The 20,137-nt window shown below is 60.2% G+C and carries 23 protein-coding genes; 9 read left to right on the top strand and 14 right to left on the bottom strand.

Annotated elements, in window-relative coordinates:
- The first annotated feature begins 153 nt into the window (after window positions 1–153).
- From RTCIAT899_RS07560 to RTCIAT899_RS07535, 6 genes are all read left to right on the top strand, one after another.
- A complete protein-coding gene (locus RTCIAT899_RS07560; protein WP_015339629.1) occupies window positions 154–1,170 on the top strand; it encodes a ketopantoate reductase family protein in 1,017 nt (338 codons plus the stop codon).
- A 181-nt stretch (window positions 1,171–1,351) separates the two neighbouring features.
- The gene (locus tag RTCIAT899_RS33680; protein ID WP_041677368.1) at window positions 1,352–1,579 is read left to right on the top strand and encodes a hypothetical protein; all 228 of its coding nucleotides are present in this window, start codon (window positions 1,352–1,354) and stop codon (window positions 1,577–1,579) included.
- A 12-nt stretch (window positions 1,580–1,591) separates the two neighbouring features.
- Window positions 1,592–2,533 (top strand): 4-hydroxy-tetrahydrodipicolinate synthase, encoded by a 942-nt coding sequence (dapA, locus tag RTCIAT899_RS07550; protein ID WP_015339628.1) that lies wholly within the window; start codon window positions 1,592–1,594, stop codon window positions 2,531–2,533.
- A 143-nt stretch (window positions 2,534–2,676) separates the two neighbouring features.
- Complete coding sequence (locus tag RTCIAT899_RS07545) at window positions 2,677–2,871, top strand: hypothetical protein (protein ID WP_135488177.1); 195 nt, start codon at window positions 2,677–2,679, stop codon at window positions 2,869–2,871.
- A 32-nt stretch (window positions 2,872–2,903) separates the two neighbouring features.
- Window positions 2,904–3,173: a hypothetical protein gene (locus RTCIAT899_RS07540; protein WP_015339627.1), complete on the top strand. Its 270-nt coding sequence runs from the start codon at window positions 2,904–2,906 to the stop codon at window positions 3,171–3,173.
- A 94-nt stretch (window positions 3,174–3,267) separates the two neighbouring features.
- Window positions 3,268–3,576 carry a DUF1883 domain-containing protein gene (locus tag RTCIAT899_RS07535; protein ID WP_015339626.1) on the top strand — a complete coding sequence of 103 codons (309 nt, stop codon included), beginning with the start codon at window positions 3,268–3,270 and terminating at the stop codon, window positions 3,574–3,576.
- Window positions 3,577–3,608: 32 nt separating this feature from the next.
- Here the strand turns inward: RTCIAT899_RS07535 and RTCIAT899_RS07530 are convergent, their stop codons facing one another.
- Both RTCIAT899_RS07530 and RTCIAT899_RS07525 read right to left on the bottom strand, forming a co-directional pair.
- Entirely contained in the window at window positions 3,609–4,925 is a 1,317-nt protein-coding gene (locus RTCIAT899_RS07530; protein ID WP_015339625.1) for a replication-associated recombination protein A, read from the bottom strand.
- Window positions 4,922–6,325: a DegQ family serine endoprotease gene (locus RTCIAT899_RS07525; RefSeq protein ID WP_015339624.1), complete on the bottom strand. Its 1,404-nt coding sequence runs from the start codon at window positions 6,323–6,325 to the stop codon at window positions 4,922–4,924. Before RTCIAT899_RS07525 ends, RTCIAT899_RS07530 begins: the two co-directional genes overlap by 4 nt.
- A gap of 174 nt (window positions 6,326–6,499) precedes the next feature.
- Here RTCIAT899_RS07525 and RTCIAT899_RS07520 point away from each other — a divergent pair, with 174 nt between their 5' ends.
- Window positions 6,500–6,847: a lysozyme inhibitor LprI family protein gene (locus RTCIAT899_RS07520; RefSeq protein ID WP_015339623.1), complete on the top strand. Its 348-nt coding sequence runs from the start codon at window positions 6,500–6,502 to the stop codon at window positions 6,845–6,847.
- Window positions 6,848–7,058: 211 nt separating this feature from the next.
- Here RTCIAT899_RS07520 and ilvD read toward each other — a convergent pair whose 3' ends face one another.
- Window positions 7,059–8,897 (bottom strand): dihydroxy-acid dehydratase, encoded by a 1,839-nt coding sequence (gene ilvD, locus RTCIAT899_RS07515; RefSeq protein ID WP_015339622.1) that lies wholly within the window; start codon window positions 8,895–8,897, stop codon window positions 7,059–7,061.
- A 339-nt stretch (window positions 8,898–9,236) separates the two neighbouring features.
- Here ilvD and msrP point away from each other — a divergent pair, with 339 nt between their 5' ends.
- Window positions 9,237–10,187 (top strand): protein-methionine-sulfoxide reductase catalytic subunit MsrP, encoded by a 951-nt coding sequence (gene msrP, locus RTCIAT899_RS07510; RefSeq protein ID WP_015339621.1) that lies wholly within the window; start codon window positions 9,237–9,239, stop codon window positions 10,185–10,187.
- Complete coding sequence (gene msrQ / locus RTCIAT899_RS07505) at window positions 10,187–10,840, top strand: protein-methionine-sulfoxide reductase heme-binding subunit MsrQ (protein WP_015339620.1); 654 nt, start codon at window positions 10,187–10,189, stop codon at window positions 10,838–10,840. The genes msrP and msrQ overlap by 1 nt, the downstream gene beginning before the upstream one ends.
- Before the next feature lie 28 nt (window positions 10,841–10,868).
- On the opposite strand, the gene RTCIAT899_RS07500 is transcribed toward msrQ, so the two are convergent.
- The 11 genes from RTCIAT899_RS07500 to secY form a co-directional block, all read right to left on the bottom strand.
- A complete protein-coding gene (locus RTCIAT899_RS07500) occupies window positions 10,869–11,759 on the bottom strand; it encodes an efflux RND transporter periplasmic adaptor subunit (RefSeq protein ID WP_015339619.1) in 891 nt (296 codons plus the stop codon).
- Entirely contained in the window at window positions 11,756–11,965 is a 210-nt protein-coding gene (locus RTCIAT899_RS07495; protein WP_015339618.1) for a DUF1656 domain-containing protein, read from the bottom strand. The genes RTCIAT899_RS07500 and RTCIAT899_RS07495 overlap by 4 nt, the downstream gene beginning before the upstream one ends.
- 4 nt (window positions 11,966–11,969) lie before the next feature.
- Window positions 11,970–14,042, bottom strand: coding sequence for an FUSC family protein (locus RTCIAT899_RS07490; RefSeq protein ID WP_015339617.1), 2,073 nt, complete (start codon window positions 14,040–14,042; stop codon window positions 11,970–11,972).
- On the bottom strand, window positions 14,039–14,509 hold the full coding sequence (locus RTCIAT899_RS07485; protein ID WP_015339616.1) for a MarR family winged helix-turn-helix transcriptional regulator: 471 nt from the start codon (window positions 14,507–14,509) through the stop codon (window positions 14,039–14,041). Before RTCIAT899_RS07485 ends, RTCIAT899_RS07490 begins: the two co-directional genes overlap by 4 nt.
- A gap of 189 nt (window positions 14,510–14,698) precedes the next feature.
- Window positions 14,699–15,109, bottom strand: coding sequence for a ribosomal maturation YjgA family protein (locus RTCIAT899_RS07480; protein WP_015339615.1), 411 nt, complete (start codon window positions 15,107–15,109; stop codon window positions 14,699–14,701).
- A gap of 170 nt (window positions 15,110–15,279) precedes the next feature.
- A complete protein-coding gene (gene rplQ, locus RTCIAT899_RS07475) occupies window positions 15,280–15,702 on the bottom strand; it encodes a 50S ribosomal protein L17 (RefSeq protein WP_015339614.1) in 423 nt (140 codons plus the stop codon).
- A gap of 48 nt (window positions 15,703–15,750) precedes the next feature.
- Entirely contained in the window at window positions 15,751–16,761 is a 1,011-nt protein-coding gene (locus RTCIAT899_RS07470; protein ID WP_015339613.1) for a DNA-directed RNA polymerase subunit alpha, read from the bottom strand.
- 103 nt (window positions 16,762–16,864) lie between these two features.
- Complete coding sequence (rpsK, locus tag RTCIAT899_RS07465) at window positions 16,865–17,254, bottom strand: 30S ribosomal protein S11 (RefSeq protein WP_004118426.1); 390 nt, start codon at window positions 17,252–17,254, stop codon at window positions 16,865–16,867.
- A 131-nt stretch (window positions 17,255–17,385) separates the two neighbouring features.
- A complete protein-coding gene (gene rpsM, locus RTCIAT899_RS07460) occupies window positions 17,386–17,754 on the bottom strand; it encodes a 30S ribosomal protein S13 (protein ID WP_015339612.1) in 369 nt (122 codons plus the stop codon).
- A gap of 208 nt (window positions 17,755–17,962) precedes the next feature.
- Entirely contained in the window at window positions 17,963–18,622 is a 660-nt protein-coding gene (locus RTCIAT899_RS07455) for an adenylate kinase (protein WP_015339611.1), read from the bottom strand.
- Window positions 18,619–19,959: a preprotein translocase subunit SecY gene (gene secY, locus RTCIAT899_RS07450; RefSeq protein WP_015339610.1), complete on the bottom strand. Its 1,341-nt coding sequence runs from the start codon at window positions 19,957–19,959 to the stop codon at window positions 18,619–18,621. The genes RTCIAT899_RS07455 and secY overlap by 4 nt, the downstream gene beginning before the upstream one ends.
- Window positions 19,960–20,137: the final 178 nt, after the last annotated feature.

The following is a 20,137-nucleotide window of genomic DNA, read 5'->3' as shown; positions in this document are numbered from 1 at the left end:
TGACAAGCATGGTGAAATTACGCGAGGCCTGTAGTGTGTCCAAGGGCTAGGCGATTTCAGTTCCGATTGCCAGCAATCTGATAAACCACTCGCCAAATCGTAGCCCCGCCATATCTTGGCAGGGGCATGCGACTTCGTTCGGAGTATCAAGTCATGACGTCCTCTCCTTTCAAGAACATCTGCGTCTACGGCGCCGGCGCGCTCGGTGGTGCGATCGCGGCCAGGCTCGCCTCCTCTCATGAGAGTCAGACCAAGATTTCCGTCGTGGCGCGCGGAGCCCATCTGGAGGCCATTCGCGCCGGCGGCATAAGCCTGTGGGAAGCGGAAGCGGACAGTCCTCTCGTCGCGCAGATGACAGCAACCTCCGATGCGGGCGAATTGCAGCCGCAAGATCTCGTTATCACCGGCCTCAAAGGTCATCAGCTCACCGCAGCGGCTCCGGGTATTGCGAAACTGCTGCATTCCGGCACCCGCGTCGTCATGATCCTCAACGGCGTTCCATGGTGGTATTTTCACCGGGATAGCCGGAGCGGTTACGCCGAACACCAGATAGAAGAGCTCGACCCGAACGGCGATCTCCGGCGTCTGATCGGACCGGAACGCGTCATCGGCTGCGTTGCCTATCAGGGAGCGGAAGTCGTCGCACCCGGCGAGGTCAAACTTGCCAACACCGGCCATTTCATCCTTGGCGAACCTTCCGGCGAGAGGACGGGCGATATCGAAGCCATCGCAGCACTGCTGCAGCGGGCCGGCGTCAATGTTTCGATTTCCTCGCGCATTCGCGACGATATCTGGAGCAAGCTCATGGGCAACGCCGCCTTCAATCCGATCAGCGCGCTCACCCGCGGTTTGATGTCCGATATCATGGACGATCCAGCACTTGCGGCCATGGTCGGCCAAGTAATGAGCGAGGTAAAAGCCGTTGCCGAGGCTTTGGGATCGCACATCGCCATGTCCGTCGAAGAACGTCTTGAGCGTTCCCGTCAGATCGGACCCGTCCGCACCTCGATGCTGCAGGACCTACTTGCCGTCAAGGCGCTAGAAATCACGCCTCTCGTGGGCGTCGTCGTCTCGCTCGGAAAGCTCGTGAATATACCGACGCCGGTCTCGACGACCATCCTGGCGTTGGTGACGGAGCTCGACCGCAAGAACCGGCAGGGCGCCGACTAAGCGGCGGTCGACGACGCCAGACAGCTTTTCGATCCTCCGGCAGCGGTCCACGGGCCAGTTTCCGGAAGAACTCCGGGCATATCAGTTCTTTATATTTCACTTACGTCTTCGTCCTTAACCCCGAATGGATTTCCTATGGGGCCTGGCTCTACGCTTGCGGTGGAATATGGAGACAGATCCCATGCTCGACACGCACGCACCCAATCTCACGGAATCCATCCGTGTTCTCGTTCATAACAGCGACGAGAAGCATCATCGCATTCCGGCATCGGCTGAAACAACGAAGAGACCGCGTAAGAACCAGCCTCGCTCGCGCCAGGTTCGGGAAAAGCGCACCTTTCAGGCCATGCTCGCCTTCGGCCTGCTGCTCGGCGCCCTCGAGCTTTTCATTGTGCTGCATTACCTCTGAGATTTCACAAGCATGGGTAGACCGACTTTTCGAAGGCGTGTCGGCGGTGCGATCACCGCCCTCGTCACGCCTTTTCGCGACGACGCTTTCGATGGTGTCGACATGATGGCCCATATCGAGTGGCAGCTGCTGAGCGGGATCGACGGACTTCTCGTCTGTTCGCTGACCGGCGAAGGCCCGACGCTGGCCGAGGCCGAACGCGTGAGAGCCATCGAGATCTGCGTCGAGCTTTCCGAACACAAGGTGCCGGTCATCGTCGCGACCGGAACCAACGACACAAAGACGACCCTGGAGCAAACGATACGGGCACAGCGCCTTGGCGCAGATGCGGCCTTCGTGACGGTGCCCTATTACTCCAAGCCGACGCAAAAAGGGATCATCCACCATTTCGAGCAGCTGGCGGCGAAGACCGAACTGCCGATCATCATCCACGATCAGCCATCGCGTACAGCCGTCGATCTCGCTCCGACAACGGTCGCGCGGCTTGCCGAAATCCGGGGGATTATCGGGATCGCCGACGACGGCTGCGATATCTCGCGCATCGATCTCTGGCGACATTTCCTGCCGGAGGGGTTCGGCCTGTTCACATCCAACGACGCCAACGCGCTCGGCTTCGCGGCTGCGGGCGGTCATGGCTGCTTCTCCAGCGCGGCCAATATCGTCCCACGCCTCTTTCGATCCATGCAGCATGCAGCCGCGTGCGGCAACATCAGCGCTGCCCGATCCATCGACGAGCGCCTGCAGCCATTGTTCAACGCACTCGCCCGCGAAAACGAGCCGGCGACGATCAAGCATGCCTTGTCACTGGCCAGAGATATCGAGGCGGAGGTTCGCCTGCCATTGGTTGGCGTCGGCACTGAGACAGCCGCGGCCATCCAGGCGGCAATCACCCCGTTTCAGCTCGATGGCACCGGCCGGTTTGCCTCGCGCCATGCCTATCGCCGGGGATTGTGAAATCGCTTCATCCCTATGAGATTTTTATATTTTTGCCGTTTCAGGCAAATGGAAAACCTAGCAACCCCCTCATAGATTCATCAGCGTAGCACCGGAAATGGTCTTATCGGACCGTCGTGCTGGTGACGCTGAAAGGAACCATGATGTCACGCTACAGGCAAGTCGGCCTATCCGCCGGCCCTCTCCAACGCCCTCGTGCCGTCGCGTTTGCGCGCAACGAGCGTCACTTCTCTTCGGACGCATTGCTGGACGGAATTCGCTCCGTCGCTCCGCGCCTCGGGCTTGTCCTCCTGATCGCCGCTGCCCTGCAAATGGGGCTGCATCTGACCGGACACTGAGTGAAATCGAAGAGATCCAAGAGGAAATAACAATGGCAAACGCACGGCATCTTCAACGCCGCTCGGCTCACAGCGCGATTTCGCCGGCGCCGGCGCGCTTCATCATCGGCCGTGACCGCCGCGGCAGCTGGATCGTTCAGGACCGGCAAGGCCTCGTTGGCGGTCTGTTCCGCAATGAGGCGGCGGCCCTCCACTTCGCCGCCGAGGAATGCAACCACAATCCGGCCGACATCTGCCTGGCACCCAAAGGCGCCATTCTCGATCTGGATGGCTTTACGCCTGCCCCGTCAAACCTGCACTGAACTTGCCCCTGGCAGGCTTCGACAATATCCCGCCGAACGCTTCCTTAACCGCCCCAAGGTAAGCTTTCGCCAGATATCCATAGAACAGAAGACAATGTCGAAGCCTGCCTTCCGCTATAGCCACTACGATCTCGGGGAACAGCGCGCCGGAACAGTGATCGAAATCACGCTCTCGGCCATTGCCAATGTCAGGCTGATGAATGGCTCGAATTTCGAGCGCTTCACCGAAACGCTGAAACATCAGTTTCTCGGCGGTGTCGCCAAGAAATCGCCGATACGGCTGGTCATTCCGGATGCCGGCCATTGGCATCTGGTGGTCGATATGGAAGGTCATAAGAGCCTGGCTGAATCAAGCGTCAAAATGGTGGACAGGGTAACCGTTCCACGCATGCAAAAAGCATAGCGGCAATCCATCACCGCCAGGTGATATATGGACTAGCGCTCGCCACGCTCCTTGCGCAGCTTCGCCCACCAATCCAGCCGCTTGCGGATTTCACGCTCGAAGCCCCGTTCCGGCGGATCGTAGAAGGTCTGGCGACCCATCTTCTCCGGGAAGTAATTCTGCCCTGAAAAAGCATCCGGCTCGTCGTGATCGTAGCGATAGCCATCGCCATAGCCTTCCGTGCGCATCAGTTTCGTGGGCGCGTTCAGGATGTGTTTCGGCGGCAGCAGCGAGCCGTTCTGCTTCGCGGCCTGGGTCGCGGCCTTGAAGGCCGTATAGACGGCATTGGATTTCGGGGCGGTGGCCAGGTAGACGCAGGCCTGCGCCAACGCCAATTCACCTTCAGGCGACCCGAGATAATCATAGGCATCCTTGGCAGCATTGCAGATGACCAGAGCCTGCGGATCGGCAAGCCCGATATCCTCCACCGCCATGCGCACCAGCCGACGTCCGAGATAAAGCGGATCTTCACCGGCATCGAACATGCGGGCGAGATAATAGAGCGCGGCATCCGGATCAGAGCCACGAACCGACTTATGCAGCGCAGAAATCAGATTGTAATGCCCATCCTGCGCCTTGTCATAGACTGGAGCGCGGCGCTGGACGATCTTGACCAGCATATCGGGATCGAAAAGCTCGTCCTTGCGCGCGGCACGCCAGACCTCTTCCGCCAGCGTCAGCACCGAGCGGCCATCGCCATCGGCCATGCGGATCAGGCTGGCACGGGCATCCTCCGTCAACGGCAGCGGCTTGCCCTCCACCGTCTCGGCCCGGCGCAGCAGCTCTTCCAGGCTTTCCTCGTCATGCGAGCGAAACGTCAGGACACGGGCGCGGGAGAGAAGAGCGGCGTTGAGTTCGAAAGAGGGATTTTCCGTCGTCGCCCCGACGAGAATGACGGTGCCGTCTTCCATGACGGGCAGGAAGCTATCCTGCTGCGCGCGATTGAAACGATGGATCTCGTCGACGAACAGCAGGGTCTGGCGGCCATCCATGCGGCGCAGACGTGCCGCCTCGAACACCTTCTTGAGATCGGCGACGCCGGAGAAGATTGCCGAAATCTGCTCGAAGGCAAGACCCGCCTCGCCCGAAAGAAGCCTTGCAACGGTCGTCTTGCCGGTGCCGGGCGGTCCCCAGAAGATCATCGATCCAAGCGAACCCGCCTCGATCATCCGACGCAATACACCATCCTCACCGGTCAAATGTTCCTGACCGGTGACTTCGGCCAATGTCTGCGGCCGCAGACGATCGGCGAGAGGCCGCTTGTTGGCGACCTCCTCCGGTATCCGCGGTGCAAACAGGTCATTGCTCATCGGAAGAACTGCCGGATACGCTGGCCGTCACGCTCGATCTCGACGCGCCAGAAGCTGGGGTTTGACGTGACGGTCTTCTGAAGGATTTCCGTCGTGTTGATCGCCACGCCATTGATGGAGATGACGATATCGCGGGCGGCAAATCCAAGCCTGTCGGCCGGCGAGTTCTGCTTGAGGCTCTCGATGACGACGCCCGTGGAATCCGGCGGCATATGCAGATCATCGGCAACGCGCGGCGAGAGATTGGCAACGGTCGCGCCAGAGAAAGGATTATTGCCGTCGATCACCCGCTCGTCGCGCGGTGTCGATTCTGGCGCTGCGGCCAGCGTCATCGTCGCCTGATGTTCTTTGCCGTTATCCAGCACCGTCAATGCCACCGTCGCGCCGAGACCGGCCGTCGTCAGGCGATAGCCGAGCGCATCGGGATGCTCGATCGAGATATTGTTCAGGGCTGTGATCACTTCGCCGGGCTTGAGGCCGGCCTTGGCAGCAGGGCCACCGTCGACCACCTTCGTTACCAACGCACCGCGCACCTTGTCGAGGCCAAGCGCTTCGGCGACGTCCGATGTCACCGGCTCGAAGGAGGCACCGATATAGGGGCGCTCGAAGGCCTTGTCGCCGCGATCGGCAGCGGCGAGAAAGACTTTGACCAGATTGGCGGGAATGGCAAAGCCGATACCGTTGGAGCCGCCCCCCTGGGAGAAGATCGCCGTATTCAGCCCGATCAGCTCGCCGGTCATGTCGACGAGCGCACCGCCCGAATTGCCAGGGTTGATCGACGCATCGGTCTGGATGAAGAAGCCAACCTCGTTCTTGACCTGGTTACGGGCGAGCGCAGAGACGATACCGCTCGTGACCGTCTGGCCCACGCCGAAGGGATTGCCGATCGCAAGCACGAGATCGCCCACTTCGATGCCGTCGGAATTGCCGAGCGGCAGAACCGGGAAGCTCTCGTTCTTCGACTGGATCTTCAAGACGGCAAGATCGACGCGATCGTCCTTCAGAACGACCTTGCAGGGAAATTCGCGGCCGTCCGAAAGCGCGATCTTGATATCGTCAGCACCGTCGACGACGTGGTTGTTGGTGATGACGGTGCCATTCGCCTCCACGATGACGCCGGACCCGAGCGAAGATTGCTTCTCGGTGCGATTCGGCATGCGCTGACCGAAAAACTGCTCGAAGAAGGGATCGCCGGCGAAGGGCGACTGACGCTGCACCACACGCTCGGCATAGACATTCACCACGGCGCCGGAGGTCTGCTTGACCAGCGGAGCGAAGGAAAGCTGCATCTGCGTCTGGCTTTGCGGCAGCGTCTTTGCCGTTTGAGCCTCAGCGGAAAGCGGCATCGCCATGACGAGGGCAATCATCGAAACGGCAGTGCGCTTCAGGAGGACATGCATGGAAATTTCCCTTTTTAATTCTCTTTAAACAACGTTGTAGCGCCCGACGCTAGAAAGAAAAGAGGGCGGAAGCATGAAGCATAAATGGATGTTTGCGGCGATAAAAAACAGGCTCGCTGAACAAAACCGTGCTGTCATGCATTTCGCGTTGGGAATCGCCAAAGGGAGCTACACATGCGATCGATCCATCTTGCCGCCGCCACTTTCCTCGTTTCGCTGGGCATGGCCGGCGCCTCTCACGCCGCCAGCTTCGATTGCGAGGCGCAGAACCTGAAGCCGGACGAGAAGACGATCTGCGATGTGAGGGCGCTCAACGATGCCGACGTGAGAATGGTGACGACCTTCGACTTGCTTTCCGGGCTGCTTGCCATGGGTGCGCGTGGCACAATGCAGGACCAGCAGACCGAATGGCTGAAAAAGCGGCAGGCCTGCGGAGCGGATGTGGCGTGCCTGACCTCGTCCTATCAGGAGCGTCAGAAAGAGCTGAACGACGCCTACAAGCAGATCAATCGACCGCTGTAAGGGCTTGGTTTGAATGGCTTAAAGGTTTTCGCTGAGATGTCCCCTCGCCCCGCCTGCGGGGAGAGGGCTAGGGTGAGGGGCAAGCGGAGCGACAGCCAAACTCCGCCGCGGCGATAAAGCTCGAAAGCCCCTCATCCGTCCTTTCGCGGCCGAGCTCCGCTCGACCGCTCAAGTCCACCTTCTCCCCGTTTCACGGGGCGAAGGGACTTGGTTACTTGCCACCCAGGTCGCGAACAGCACCGCGATCGGCGCTCGTCGCAAAAGCAGCATAGGCCTTGAGTGCCGTCGTCACATTGCGCTTACGCGGTTCGGCCGGATGCCAGCCCTTGGCGTTCTGAGCTTCGCGGCGAACCGCAAGTTCCTTGTCATCAACGCGCAAGTTGATGGTGCGGTTCGGGATGTCGATGTCGATCATGTCGCCTTCGCGCACCAGACCGATCGTACCGCCATTGGCCGCTTCCGGCGAAGCATGGCCGATCGACAAGCCCGAGGTGCCGCCGGAGAAGCGGCCGTCTGTGATCAGCGCGCAGGCCTTGCCGAGGCCCTTCGACTTCAGGTAGCTCGTCGGATAGAGCATTTCCTGCATACCGGGGCCGCCCTTTGGGCCTTCGTATCGGATGACGACCACGTCGCCGGCCTTCACTTCGCTGCTGAGGATGCCCTTGACGGCAGCGTCCTGGCTTTCGAAGACCTTGGCCGGGCCGGAGAACTTCAGGATCGATTCATCGACACCGGCCGTCTTCACGATGCAGCCGTCAAGCGCCAGATTGCCTTTGAGGACGGCCAGGCCGCCATCCTTGGAAAAGGGATGCTCGACGGAGCGGATGACGCCCTTCTCGCGGTCCGTATCGAGTTCATCCCAGCGGGAGCTCTGGCTGAAGGCAACCTGCGTCGGAACGCCACCCGGAGCCGCGCGGAAGAATTCGCGTACGCTTTCGCTGTTGGTACGGGTGATGTCCCAACGGTCGATGGCGTCGCCGAGCGTTTCGGCATGAACCGTCGGGCAATCGCGGTTGATGAGACCGCCCTTATCGAGCTCGCCGAGGATCGACATAATGCCGCCGGCGCGATGCACGTCTTCCATGTGAACGTCGCTCTTGGCAGGCGCAACCTTGGACAGGCACGGGACGCGGCGCGACAGCGCGTCGATGTCGGCCATGGTGAAATCGACTTCGCCTTCGTGCGCGGCGGCCAGAATGTGCAGAACCGTATTCGTCGAACCGCCCATGGCGATATCGAGGGCCATGGCGTTCTCGAAGGCCTGCTTGGAGGCAACGGAGCGCGGCAGGATGGAGGCATCGTCCTGCTCGTAGTAACGGCGGGCGAGATCGACGATCAGATGGCCGGCTTCGACGAAGAGGCGCTTGCGGTCGGCGTGGGTGGCGAGCGTCGAGCCGTTGCCCGGCAGCGACAGACCGAGCGCCTCGGTTAGGCAGTTCATCGAATTGGCGGTGAACATGCCCGAGCACGAGCCGCAGGTCGGACAGGCAGAGCGCTCGATGACCTGGACGTCTTCGTCGCTGATCTTGTCGTCAGCCGCGGCGACCATGGCATCGACCAGGTCGAGGGCGACCTTCTTGCCATGCAGAACGACCTTGCCGGCTTCCATCGGGCCGCCGGACACGAAGACCGTCGGGATATTGAGGCGCAGCGAGGCCATCAGCATGCCGGGGGTGATCTTGTCGCAGTTGGAGATGCAGACCATGGCGTCGGCGCAATGGGCATTGACCATATACTCGACGCTATCGGCGATCAGCTCGCGTGATGGCAACGAATAAAGCATGCCGTCATGGCCCATGGCGATACCATCATCGACGGCGATGGTGTTGAATTCCTTGGCAACGCCGCCGGCAGCTTCGATTTCGCGGGCAACGAGCTGGCCGAGATCCTTGAGGTGAACGTGGCCGGGCACGAACTGGGTGAAGGAATTGACCACCGCAATGATTGGCTTGCCGAAATCGCTGTCCTTCATACCCGTCGCACGCCAAAGGCCGCGCGCGCCGGCCATGTTGCGGCCGTGGGTGGTTGTTCTGGAACGATAAGCTGGCATGGTGTCTTCCTCGTCATCCTGGAATTTGCGCGGCGTCGGGCATGGGCCAAAGGTTTCAGGCCAAAGGGGCGCCGGCAACTCCGCTTTTTGGAATTGTCCTAATCCAATCATGCAGTACTGTCACTATCAACTCGAGCGAATCCGGTACGCTGCCGGGCAAGGGCCGCGTCCGGGCAAACAAGTCGCTCGACCAAAGTTGGGAACGAAACGGCTCGATCGCAAGCGCACACAAAAAGTTGCTTTCACTTCCAAAGAAATGCCTGCCTAAGAGTGTAACAAAACCTGTGTCCGTTGCGTATCGCTCATATCGAAGCTGCTATCGCATAAAGGAATTGTTCCATGGCCGCGTATCGCCCGCCGAAAATCGCATCCTCCGAGATTACACCCCGCTCCGTCTATCGGAAGCGCCGCGAGTTCCTGACGGCCGCAGCGGCCGGCATCGGCATGGCGGCTATCGGCGGCAAGGCGGCGCTGGCAGAGGCGCTGACGGCCACCAAGAGCAATTACACGGTCAATGAGAAGCTGACGCCGATCAAGGATGTCACCACCTACAACAATTTCTACGAATTCGGCCTCGACAAGTCCGATCCGGCCAACCTCTCGGGCAAGTTCAAGCCACGTCCCTGGACGATCAAGGTCGACGGCATGGTCAACAAGCCCGGCACGTTCGATGTCGATGCCTTGATCAAGGAATTTCCCCCGGAAGAGCGCGTCTATCGCATGCGCTGCGTCGAAGCCTGGTCGATGGTCATTCCATGGGACGGCTTCCAGCTCTCCGCCCTGCTCGACAAGGTGGAGCCGCAGGGCAGCGCCAAATATGTAGCCTTCGAGACCGTGGTGCGGCCGGAAGAAATGCCGGGGCAGTCGGGCCTCCTGCAATCCCTGAACTGGCCCTATGTCGAGGGCCTGCGTCTGGACGAGGCGCGCAACCCGCTGACGCTGCTTGCCGTCGGCCTCTATGGCGAGACCCTGCCGAACCAGAACGGCGCGCCAATCCGGCTCGTCGTGCCGTGGAAATACGGCTTCAAGGGCATCAAGTCGATCGTCCGCATTACGCTCACCGACAAGCAGCCGATCAATACCTGGCAGGCGACGAACAGCCAGGAATATGGCTTCTATGCCAACGTCAATCCGGCCGTCGACCATCCGCGCTGGAGCCAGGCGACGGAGCGGCGCATCGGCGAAGGCGGCTTCTTCGGCTCGAACCGTCATCCCACCCTGCCCTTCAACGGCTATGCCGATCAGGTCGCCAGCCTCTATAGCGGCATGGATCTCAGGGTGAATTTCTGATGGTCCTCTCCTTCGCTCTTCCCAAGCGTTGGCAACCCGCCTCCGTCTGGGCGCTCTACTTTGTCGGGCTTTTACCGGCGGCTTGGGAATTCTATCTCGGGGCGACGGACCAGCTCGGCGCCGATGCCGTCAAGACCTTCGAGCTTTTCCTGGGGCTGTGGGCGATCCGCTTCCTGCTGCTGACGCTTGCGGTGACGCCGCTTCGCGATCTCTTCGGCTGGAACTATCTGCGCTATCGCCGCGCGCTCGGCCTCCTCTGTTTCTACTACGCGCTGATGCATCTGACCGTCTATATGGTCCTCGACCAGGCGCTGGACGTACAGGCGGTCATCGACGACGTGCTGAAGCGGCCTTTCATCATGTTCGGCATGGCGGGGCTCGTCATGCTGCTGGCCTTGGCTGTCACCTCGAACAATTTCTCGATCAAGCGTCTCGGCAAGAAATGGATCTGGCTGCATCGCCTCGTCTATATCATCGCTGCCTGCGGTGCCCTGCACTTTGCGCTATCGACCAAAGTCCTCTCGGTGGAGCAATTCATCTATATCGGCCTGCTGATCGCGATGATCCTCTACAGATCCTACCGTCCGATCATGATGGAAAGACGCCGGGCGGCGCGCAAGCCGGTTGCGGCTTCGAGTTCCAGAGCGGCCTGAAGGCGGCCGCCCTGCCTTTAAGCGAGAATCATTCCGCAGCGCTGGCGATCTTCGCCTGGCTCTGTTCCTGCACCTCGACGGTTGCCGTCAGGCCGGCGATCAGCTTCGTGCCGTCGGGCACCTTGTCGAGAACGATACGCACCGGCACACGCTGCGCCAGCCGTACCCAGCTGAAGGTCGGCGTGATGTTGGCAAGCAGGCTGCCGGAGGTGCGTTCACGGTCCTCGATGCCATAGGCGATGCTTTCGACGTGGCCCGTCAGCTTTTCAGTCTGGCCCATCAGATGGATATAAACCTCGTTACCGATATGAATGCGCGGTAGCTTGGTTTCCTCGAAATAGCCTTCGACGCGCAGGGAATCGCTGTCGATCAACGCGACCTTGGCCGTGCCGGCAGAGACATAATCACCCGGACGCAGGCTGAGGTTCGAGATCGTGCCGTTAACGGTGGCGCGAACCTCGGAGCGGTCGAGATTGAGCTGGGCGAGTTCGCGATTGGCAGTTGCCTGACGAACGGCGGCTTCATCCTGCTGCACGGTGGTCAGCGCCTGCTCCTTCTGCTGCAGGGAGGCGGCATCGCCGAGACGCGCCTGCCGCGCGCTTTCACGCTGGGCCTGTTCGAGAGCCGCCTTGCTGCTTGCAAGCGCTGCATCCGCCTGTTCGAGAGCGATGGCAAAGCGATCGCGATCGACGCGGAAGAGGACATCGCCTTTCCTGACGGCCTGATTGTCCTTGACGAGGACCTCGCTCACCAGGCCGGAGACGTCAGGCGCGATGCCGACGACATCGGCCCTCAGGCGCGCATCGCGCGTCCAGGGCTCGTCCATATAATGACCCCAGAGATGGCGGCCGACATAGACAGCGGTAATAACGAAAATGAGTGTAACGGCGACGCGGCCGATGAGTTTTAACGCGTTCATGTGAAGTACCAACGAGAGACTGAGGAGACCGCGCCGAGCAGCAGGACGTAAAGCGCGAGATCGAAGAGGCCGCGATGCCAGACCAGAGTGTAGACTCCGATCCATGCGAGCAGGCGCCGAAGGATAATGACGACAAACAAGGTCAAGAGCATGAGAACGAGAAGGCGCGGGATATAGACGCCATAAAGATCGAATTCTGCGGGCATGATATTACTCGGCGGCAATGGGGAGAGGTTGGGTTGTATCCGCTATGGGCGGTCGCCAGCTCGCCGGCGGTTCGGCATGCGGGAAAAGCGCCCGGCGAAGGCCGACCAGCGCATCAAGGCTCGCCCGAGCGGAATCTCGCTTTTCCTGCGCGACCGCTTCGAGGCTATGGTCGATCGATACACGCAGTTCTTCGGCCGGATCCACGGCTCGTTTTGCCTTCAGCCGCGAACGATAGAAATCCGACACGCCGATCAGGACTTCGCTGACGGATGCGGCGGCAGCGGGCTTCAATTGGCCGCGCTCCTTCTGCAGCATCAGCACATTGAAGCCGAGACGGACATCGGCATAGCCGTCCACCTTCTTCAGTTCGCGGTCCTCGATGCCTGCAAGGCGGGGCACGAGCTGGCCCAGGCGATCAAGGATGCGACCTGAGAGGCGTTCATGATCGGCGCGGCGGATACCGGCGGCAGTTTCGGCCAGATCTCTCCAGCCGGCCCGGACCAACCGCCAGGCGGCAAGCTCGGAACCAAATGGGCGTGTAAGCAAAGTCCAGACCAAGGCGAAACCAACACCGGCCAGAGCAGCGATCGCACTGTTGGTGAAGCTGGCGAAATCGGCGGTGTAACGATCCTGCAGCGCGATGAAACTTGCGCCGTTCACCGCCAGCAGCATGCCGAGCATGTTGGTTTGCGGGCGCGTAATCAGCAGCCCCATCACCAGGAAGGGCGGCGCAAAGACCAGCACCAGCATCTCGAAGCCGGAAATCGACGGCAACACGCCGAAGATATAGACGCAGGCGATGACCAGGCTCACCGCGGTCCAGATGAACATGGTGGTGATGAAGGGTGCGGGACGATCGAGCGCGGCGAAAAACGAGCAGGCAACGGCCACCATGGCGATGAAGCCGGCACCATCCGCCCAGCCGGAATAGATCCAGAAGAAGCAGGCGACGGCGATCCCGGCGATGACGCTACCGGCCGAGAAGGCAAGCAGGGCGTAATCATAATGCCTGCTGCGACCGACGACATTGCGGTAGCGGAAGGCGGGACGCCAGGCGCCGACCTGCTGTCCCGAGACGATCTCAGCGCGCAGCGTCAGGCAATCCTGCCACAAGTCGACAATTTCCTTGAGGCGAGCGAGCGCGCTCGACCGGACGAGATCGTCCCAACCGATATCGAGGTCGTCCTCCTGCAACTCCTCGATCTTCCGCGACAAGGTCTCAGCGGTCTCGTCGGCCTTGCCGCGACCACCCTGCCCCAGCCAATCGGCCACCTCGTTCAAAACAACGACCAATTCCTGCGGTAACGGCTTGCCACCGGCCTTCAAGGCGTGCAGGCGGTCGGCAAGTGAGGAGAAGAGCGGCAGCAGCATCAGCAGGCGGCCGCGCAGCTCGCGCGAATGCCTGACGATGTCACGGCTGCCGGCATCATAGCGCAACTGGCTGATGACGAGATCCAGGCCGGAAACGTCGGCGGCGAGCTTCTGCCGCTTAAGGGGTGTTGCGGGCGAAGCGCCCTCGCCGCGCAGGATCTCATCCGCCCAGGTGCCGGCGTCATCCAGCCAGGACCCTATGCGCTGGCCGAGCACAGTGCCGACGCTGCTCGGAAAGACGACGGCGCTGACCACGCTCGCGCAGACGATGCCGATAATAATCTCCTCGGAGCGGGCAAGCGCCACATCGAAAATGGTTTCGGGCGAGCCGACGGTCGGCAGCGCGATGAGCGGCAAGGTATAGCCGGCCAGCATGAAGACATAGCTGCGCGAGGTGCGGTCGAGCATAGAGATGAACAGCAGCGTGCCGGTCCAGAGTGCTACCACGATCGAAAGCAGTTCGGGCGCATTGACGAAGAGTGGGATGAGGATCACGGACGCGGTGGCACCGATAAGCGTGCCGAGCGCGCGGTAAAGTCCCTTGGAACTGGTCGCGCCGGCAAGCGGATTGGCGACCACATAAACGGCAGCCATCGCCCAATAGGGACGCGGCAGATCGAGCGACAGCGCGATGAACAGCGCCATGATCGCAGCAATGAAGGCTTTGACGGAAAATAACCACTCGCGCCAGGATGGAATGCTCATGAGACCTTCTCCGGCTCCGGTTCGGCGGCCTTTGATGCCTCAAACTCCTCGAAAGCCTTCAGGACGCGAACTGCGGCTTCGATATCCGCAGGGTCGACATTGGCAAGGATCTTGCCACGCAGCTCATCAAGTACGTCTTCCATACGGGAAGCCAGCTTTTCGCCCTCAGGCGTCAGCCACAGGCCTTTCGCGCGCCGATCCGTCGGATCATCCTTGCGGATGACAAGTTCCATGCTTTCGAGCTGATCGATCAGCCGAACCAGAGACGGGCCTTCGATACCGACACAGGTGGCGAGCACCACCTGCCGCACGCCTCCCCCGAGGCGGCCGATCCAAAGCAGCGGCGCGGCCACCGCCTCGGATATGCCATGGGAGCTCAGCGCAAGATCGACAGCCCGGCGCCATTGGCGGCCAGTGGTCAGCAGATTGGCGGTGAATATGCGTTGCAGGGCGTTTGACGAGTTCATGAAAACCTATTAGCACTAAACTAATTAGGATTCAAATTATTATCATCAAAAGCGCTATTCTAAATGGGAAATGCAGCTATGCGAATATCGAGAGGGCAGCGGTAACCGACCGGGATCACAAGCGACCGATGGCCTAGTGAATCACTCAGCGACGATCGAGGTCGCCGAGATAGAAGCTAGGCAAGAACATCAAGCCGAGCGCCTCGTTCCGGACAGCGCGCAATCGAGCGCCAACGCCAGCGCAATTCCGACGACATAGGCGACGATATTCCACGGCGAGAACACCCTGCCCAGCAACAGGGCTCCGGCGGCAGTCAATCGAAAAGCATCGAGATCAGGCGTGTGCCAAAGCCTGAAAAACTCAACGGCGACGGCGATAAGCAGTGCCGCCATGGCAATCCTGAAACGCCCCTGCGATACGAAGATTGCCGCAAGGAGCCAATAGACCATCGCTCCCCACAATAACGAGCCGCCATATTTGACGACTACGAAAGGCAGATTGATCGCATAACCATAGCGCCGCAACGCAAGACCGCTGGCGATAGTCACCAGCAGCGCCACGACCAGAAGCGGTCTCCCGCGCGTCAATTTTCGCTGCATGTCCCACGACGCTCCCTGCCCCTGATGAGCCGAGCCGACTACGACTCAGCAAGGCTGATTGTGATACTCCAAAGCAATCAGGGAGATTGAAAGGCCGCTCCCGTAGCGGAAACGACAAAAGGCCGGATGATCGCTCATCCGGCCTTTTATATTTAATCCGAAGCTTAGCCTTAAGCGGCTGCGGCTTCTTCTTCAGCGGCAACGCGAGCCTTGTCGGCTGCGCCCTTGGCATTGACGTCGCGATCGACGAATTCGACGACTGCGAGAGCGGCATTGTCGCCCTGGCGGAAGCCGGCCTTCATGATGCGCAGGTAGCCGCCGTTGCGGGTGGCGTAGCGGGTTGCAATCGCGTCGAAGAGCTTCGAAACGACGGCAGCGTCGCGGATCTGCGAGATGGCCTGACGACGAGCGTGCAGGTCGCCGCGCTTGCCGAGGGTTACCAGCTTCTCGACGATCGGGCGAATTTCTTTCGCCTTCGGAAGCGTGGTGACGATCTGCTCATGGGTGATGAGCGAAGCCGCCATGTTGGCGAACATCGCCTTACGGTGGCTAGCGGTTCTATTCAGCTTGCGGCCGGCTTTACCGTGGCGCATTGCTATTCTCCTTCACTTACAGGCATCGCTCGCCTGCCGTTTGAAACGTTAGTACTGGTCTTCGTATCGCTTGGCGAGATCTTCGATGTTCTCGGGCGGCCATGCCGGCACTTCCATGCCGAGATGCAGGCCCATGGAAGCGAGAACTTCCTTGATTTCGTTCAGCGACTTGCGACCAAAATTCGGCGTGCGGAGCATTTCTGCTTCGGTCTTCTGAATGAGGTCGCCGATGTAGACGATGTTGTCGTTCTTCAGGCAATTTGCCGAGCGAACGGACAGTTCGAGTTCGTCCACCTTCTTGAGGAGCGCCGGGTTGAAAGCGAGTTCGGTGACTGCTTCTTCTTCGGCTTCCTTCTGCGGCTCGTCGAAGTTGACGAACACGCCAAGCTGATCCTGAAGGATGCGAGCCGCGAAAGCGACGGCATCTTCACCGCTGATCGAACCATCGGTTTCGATCGACATGCTCAGCTTGTCGTAGTCGAGAACCTGTCCTTCACGGGTATTTTCAACCTTGTAGGACACCTTCTTGACCGGCGAATAGAGGCTGTCGACCGGGATAAGGCCGATCGGAGCATCTTCCGCACGATTACGCTCGGCCGGGACATAGCCCTTGCCGTTGTTGACGGTGAATTCCATGCGGATTTCGGCACCCTCGTCGAGCGTGCAGATGACATGCTCGGGGTTGAGGATTTCGATATCGCCGACCGTCTGGATGTCGCCAGCCGTTACTACGCCTGGGCCCTGCTTGCGGACGACCATGCGCTTGGCATCATCGCCGTCCATCTTGATGGCGATTTCCTTGATGTTCAGCACGATGTCCGTCACGTCTTCCCGGACGCCCGGGATAGAGGAGAACTCATGCAATACGCCGTCGATCTGCACGGCCGTCACAGCGGCACCACGCAGAGAGGACAGCAGAACGCGACGCAGCGCGTTGCCGAGGGTGAGACCGAAGCCACGCTCCAGCGGTTCGGCCACGAGCGTTGCCTTGGTGCGGCCGCTCGAGGTGAACTCGACCTTGTTGGGCTTGATCAGTTCCTGCCAGTTTTTCTGAATCATGTTTTTGCCTTCCGTTCGTTGCCACCATCCAATCGTGGCAACCGAGCTTGAGTAACACCAAGCCGGGCGCATCTACCCCGGCCGGTGTCGTGAGTGGCGATGATCAGACGCGACGCTTCTTGCGCGGGCGGCAACCATTGTGCGGGATCGGGGTCACGTCGCGGATGGACGTGATCATGAAACCAGCAGCCTGGAGGGCGCGCAGAGCGGATTCACGACCGGAGCCCGGACCGCAAACTTCAACTTCCAGCGACTTCATGCCATGTTCCTGAGCCTTCTTGGCGCAGTCTTCGGCAGCGATCTGGGCAGCGAACGGGGTCGACTTGCGCGAACCCTTGAAGCCCTTGGCACCAGCGGACGACCAGGCAATCGCGTTGCCCTGTGCGTCGGTGATGGTGATCATCGTGTTGTTGAAGGTCGAGTTGACGTGTGCGACGCCCGACGTGATATTTTTACGCTCGCGACGACGAACGCGTACGGCTTCCTTGGCCATGTTAGTCCTTTCTTGGATCTCTGCACCGCCGTAATGCCAGCGGCTACACCGAAGCGACGCCCGTGGAGCACCGCTTCAAACTCAAAAGAGGCCGGCGGACCGCCAGCCTCCCAAATCCGGTTGCCCGGAAATTACTTCTTCTTACCGGCGATCGCCTTTGCCGGACCCTTGCGGGTGCGGGCATTGGTGTGCGTGCGCTGGCCGCGAACCGGCAGGCCGCGACGATGACGCAGGCCGCGATACGAACCCAGGTCCATCAGACGCTTGATGTTCATCGCGGTATCGCGACGCAGATCACCTTCGACCTGATAGTCACGGTCGATGGTTTCGCGGATCTGCAGAACTTCAGCATCCGTCAACTGGTTGACGCGACGCTCGGCCGGAATACCGACCTTCTCGCAGATTTCCTGTGCAAACTTCGGTCCGATCCCGTGAATGTAACGAAGCGCAATAACTACGCGCTTTGCAGTCGGGATGTTGACGCCAGCGATACGAGCCACGCCTGTTCTCCTTGCATTCCCCTTGCCTCAGCAAAAGGTCTTGTTATGCAGCCCGGGAGCTGCTTGTTCGATGTGTGTCCGCCACATGTCAAAACGACCGTACCCGGACTTCCCGTTGGAAATCCGCGCCGATCGCATAGCATGTCGCGAGTTGGCGCGGTGTTTAGCGGAATCAGCGCAAAAAAGCAACTGCTCCGGCAAGTTTATTTTAGGCTATCTGAAGCTTAGCCAGGATAGCCTCTATGCTTTCGGTCACATGCTCGATATCGGCCATGCCGTCGATGCTCTGCAGCTTGTCCTTTGCATAGTAGTAACCGATCAGCGGCGACGTCTCCTTGTAGTAGACTTGGAGGCGAGTCGCCATGGTTTCGGCATTGTCGTCCGGGCGGCGCTTGAAATGCGTCGAGCCGCATTTGTCGCAAACGCCTGCCGTTGCCGGAAGCTTGTCAGTGTCGTGATAGACGCTGCCGCAGTTCGAGCAGGAATAACGGCCGGAGACGCGGCGAATCAGTTCGGCGTCATCGACCTTCAGCTCGATCACGACGGAGAGCTCGAGGCCCTTCGCACTAAGCATCTTTTCAGTTGCATCCGCCTGCACCAGCGTGCGTGGGAAACCGTCGAGAATGAAACCCCTCGCGCAATCCGGCTGGTCGATACGCTCGGAAACGATCGCGTTGACCACTTCGTCCGGAACGAGTTTGCCAGCCTTCATCAGGGCGTCGGCGCGCTTGCCGACTTCCGTGCCGGCCTGAACGGCCGCGCGCAGCATATCGCCTGTGGAAAGCTGCGGAATGCCGTGCTTTTCCACAATGCGCTGGGCCTGGGTCCCCTTACCTGCTCCCGGCGGCCCTAAAAGTATGAGTCTCATCGCCCCCTCTTTCCTCCACGCAACTTCGATTTCTTGATCAGGCCTTCATATTGCTGTGCGATCAGGTGACCCTGAATCTGCGCCACCGTATCCAGCGTTACGCTAACCACGATCAGAAGCGAAGTGCCACCCAGAGACAAGGGAATACCTGTCTGGGATACGAGAATTTCGGGCAGGATGCAGACGAAGACAAGATAGATCGCGCCGATGACCGTAATACGGGTCAGGACGTAATCGATATACTCGGCGGTGCGCTCACCCGGACGGATACCCGGAATGAAGCCGCCGTGCTTCTTCAGATTGTCGGCCGTGTCCTTCGGATTGAAAACGAGAGCCGTGTAGAAGAAGGCGAAGAAGGCAATCAGAGCGCCGTAAAGCACCATATAGACCGGCTGGCCGTGACCGAGTGCCGCAACGATCGAGGTAACCCAGGTCGGGAGCGCGGTGTTGTTGCCGAGGCCTGCGACGGTTGCCGGCAGCAGCAGCAGCGATGACGCGAAGATCGCCGGGATGACGCCCGAAGTGTTGAGCTTCAGCGGCAGGTGCGACGTATCGCCCTGGAACATGCGCGTGCCGACCTGGCGCTTCGGATACTGGATCAGAAGGCGACGCTGCGCGCGCTCTACGAAGACGATGAGTGCGATGACCAGAATGGCGACGATTAGCACGGCGAGAATGAGCGGCGTGGAAAGCGCGCCGGTGCGGCCGAGCTCGAGCGTACCGGCAAGCGCAGTAGGAAGACCTGCAGCGATACCCGCGAAAATGATCAGCGAGATGCCGTTGCCGATACCGCGCGACGTCACCTGCTCACCAAGCCACATCAGGAACATTGTGCCGCCGAGCAGCGTTATGACGGTGGAAATGCGGAAGAACCAGCCGGGATCAACGACGACGCCGTTGCCGTGCTCAAGGCCGATCGCAATGCCATAGGCCTGCAATGCGCCGAGCAGCACCGTGCCGTAGCGGGTGTACTGGTTGATGATCTTGCGGCCCTGCTCGCCTTCCTTCTTCAGGTTTTCGAGCGAGGGAACGACCGAGGTCATCAGCTGAACGATGATCGAGGCCGAGATGTAGGGCATGATGCCGAGCGCGAAGATCGCCATGCGCTGCACGGCGCCGCCCGAGAACATGTTGAAGAGGCCAAGGATGCCGCCCGACTGATTCTGGAAAGCCTGGGCGTAAGCGGCAGGATTGAGGCCAGGAAGCGGAATGTGAGTGCCGAGCCGGTAGACGAGGAGAGCGCCGAGCGTAAACCACAAGCGCTTCTTGAGATCCTCGGCTTTGGCAAAGGTCGAAAAATTGAGGTTGGACGCCAATTGTTCCGCTGCAGAAGCCATGCAAATCTCCGCATCACCAATTCCGGCATAGTCGGCCGAGTCCGGAATCGGTCTGTAAATTGTTCAAAAGCCGGGCTTCGGACGGATTGCGCAGCAATCGGGCGCCTCACCCTTGGTTCCCGTTATCGATCGGAAAGACACTTGCCGCATCGATCAGATTCGTGAGGCTCACATATGG

Source organism: Rhizobium tropici CIAT 899 (assembly GCF_000330885.1).
Classification (GTDB): Bacteria; Pseudomonadota; Alphaproteobacteria; order Rhizobiales; family Rhizobiaceae; genus Rhizobium; species Rhizobium tropici.
Note: the sequence above shows the minus strand (reverse complement) of the source record. Positions and strands in the feature narration are given on the sequence as shown.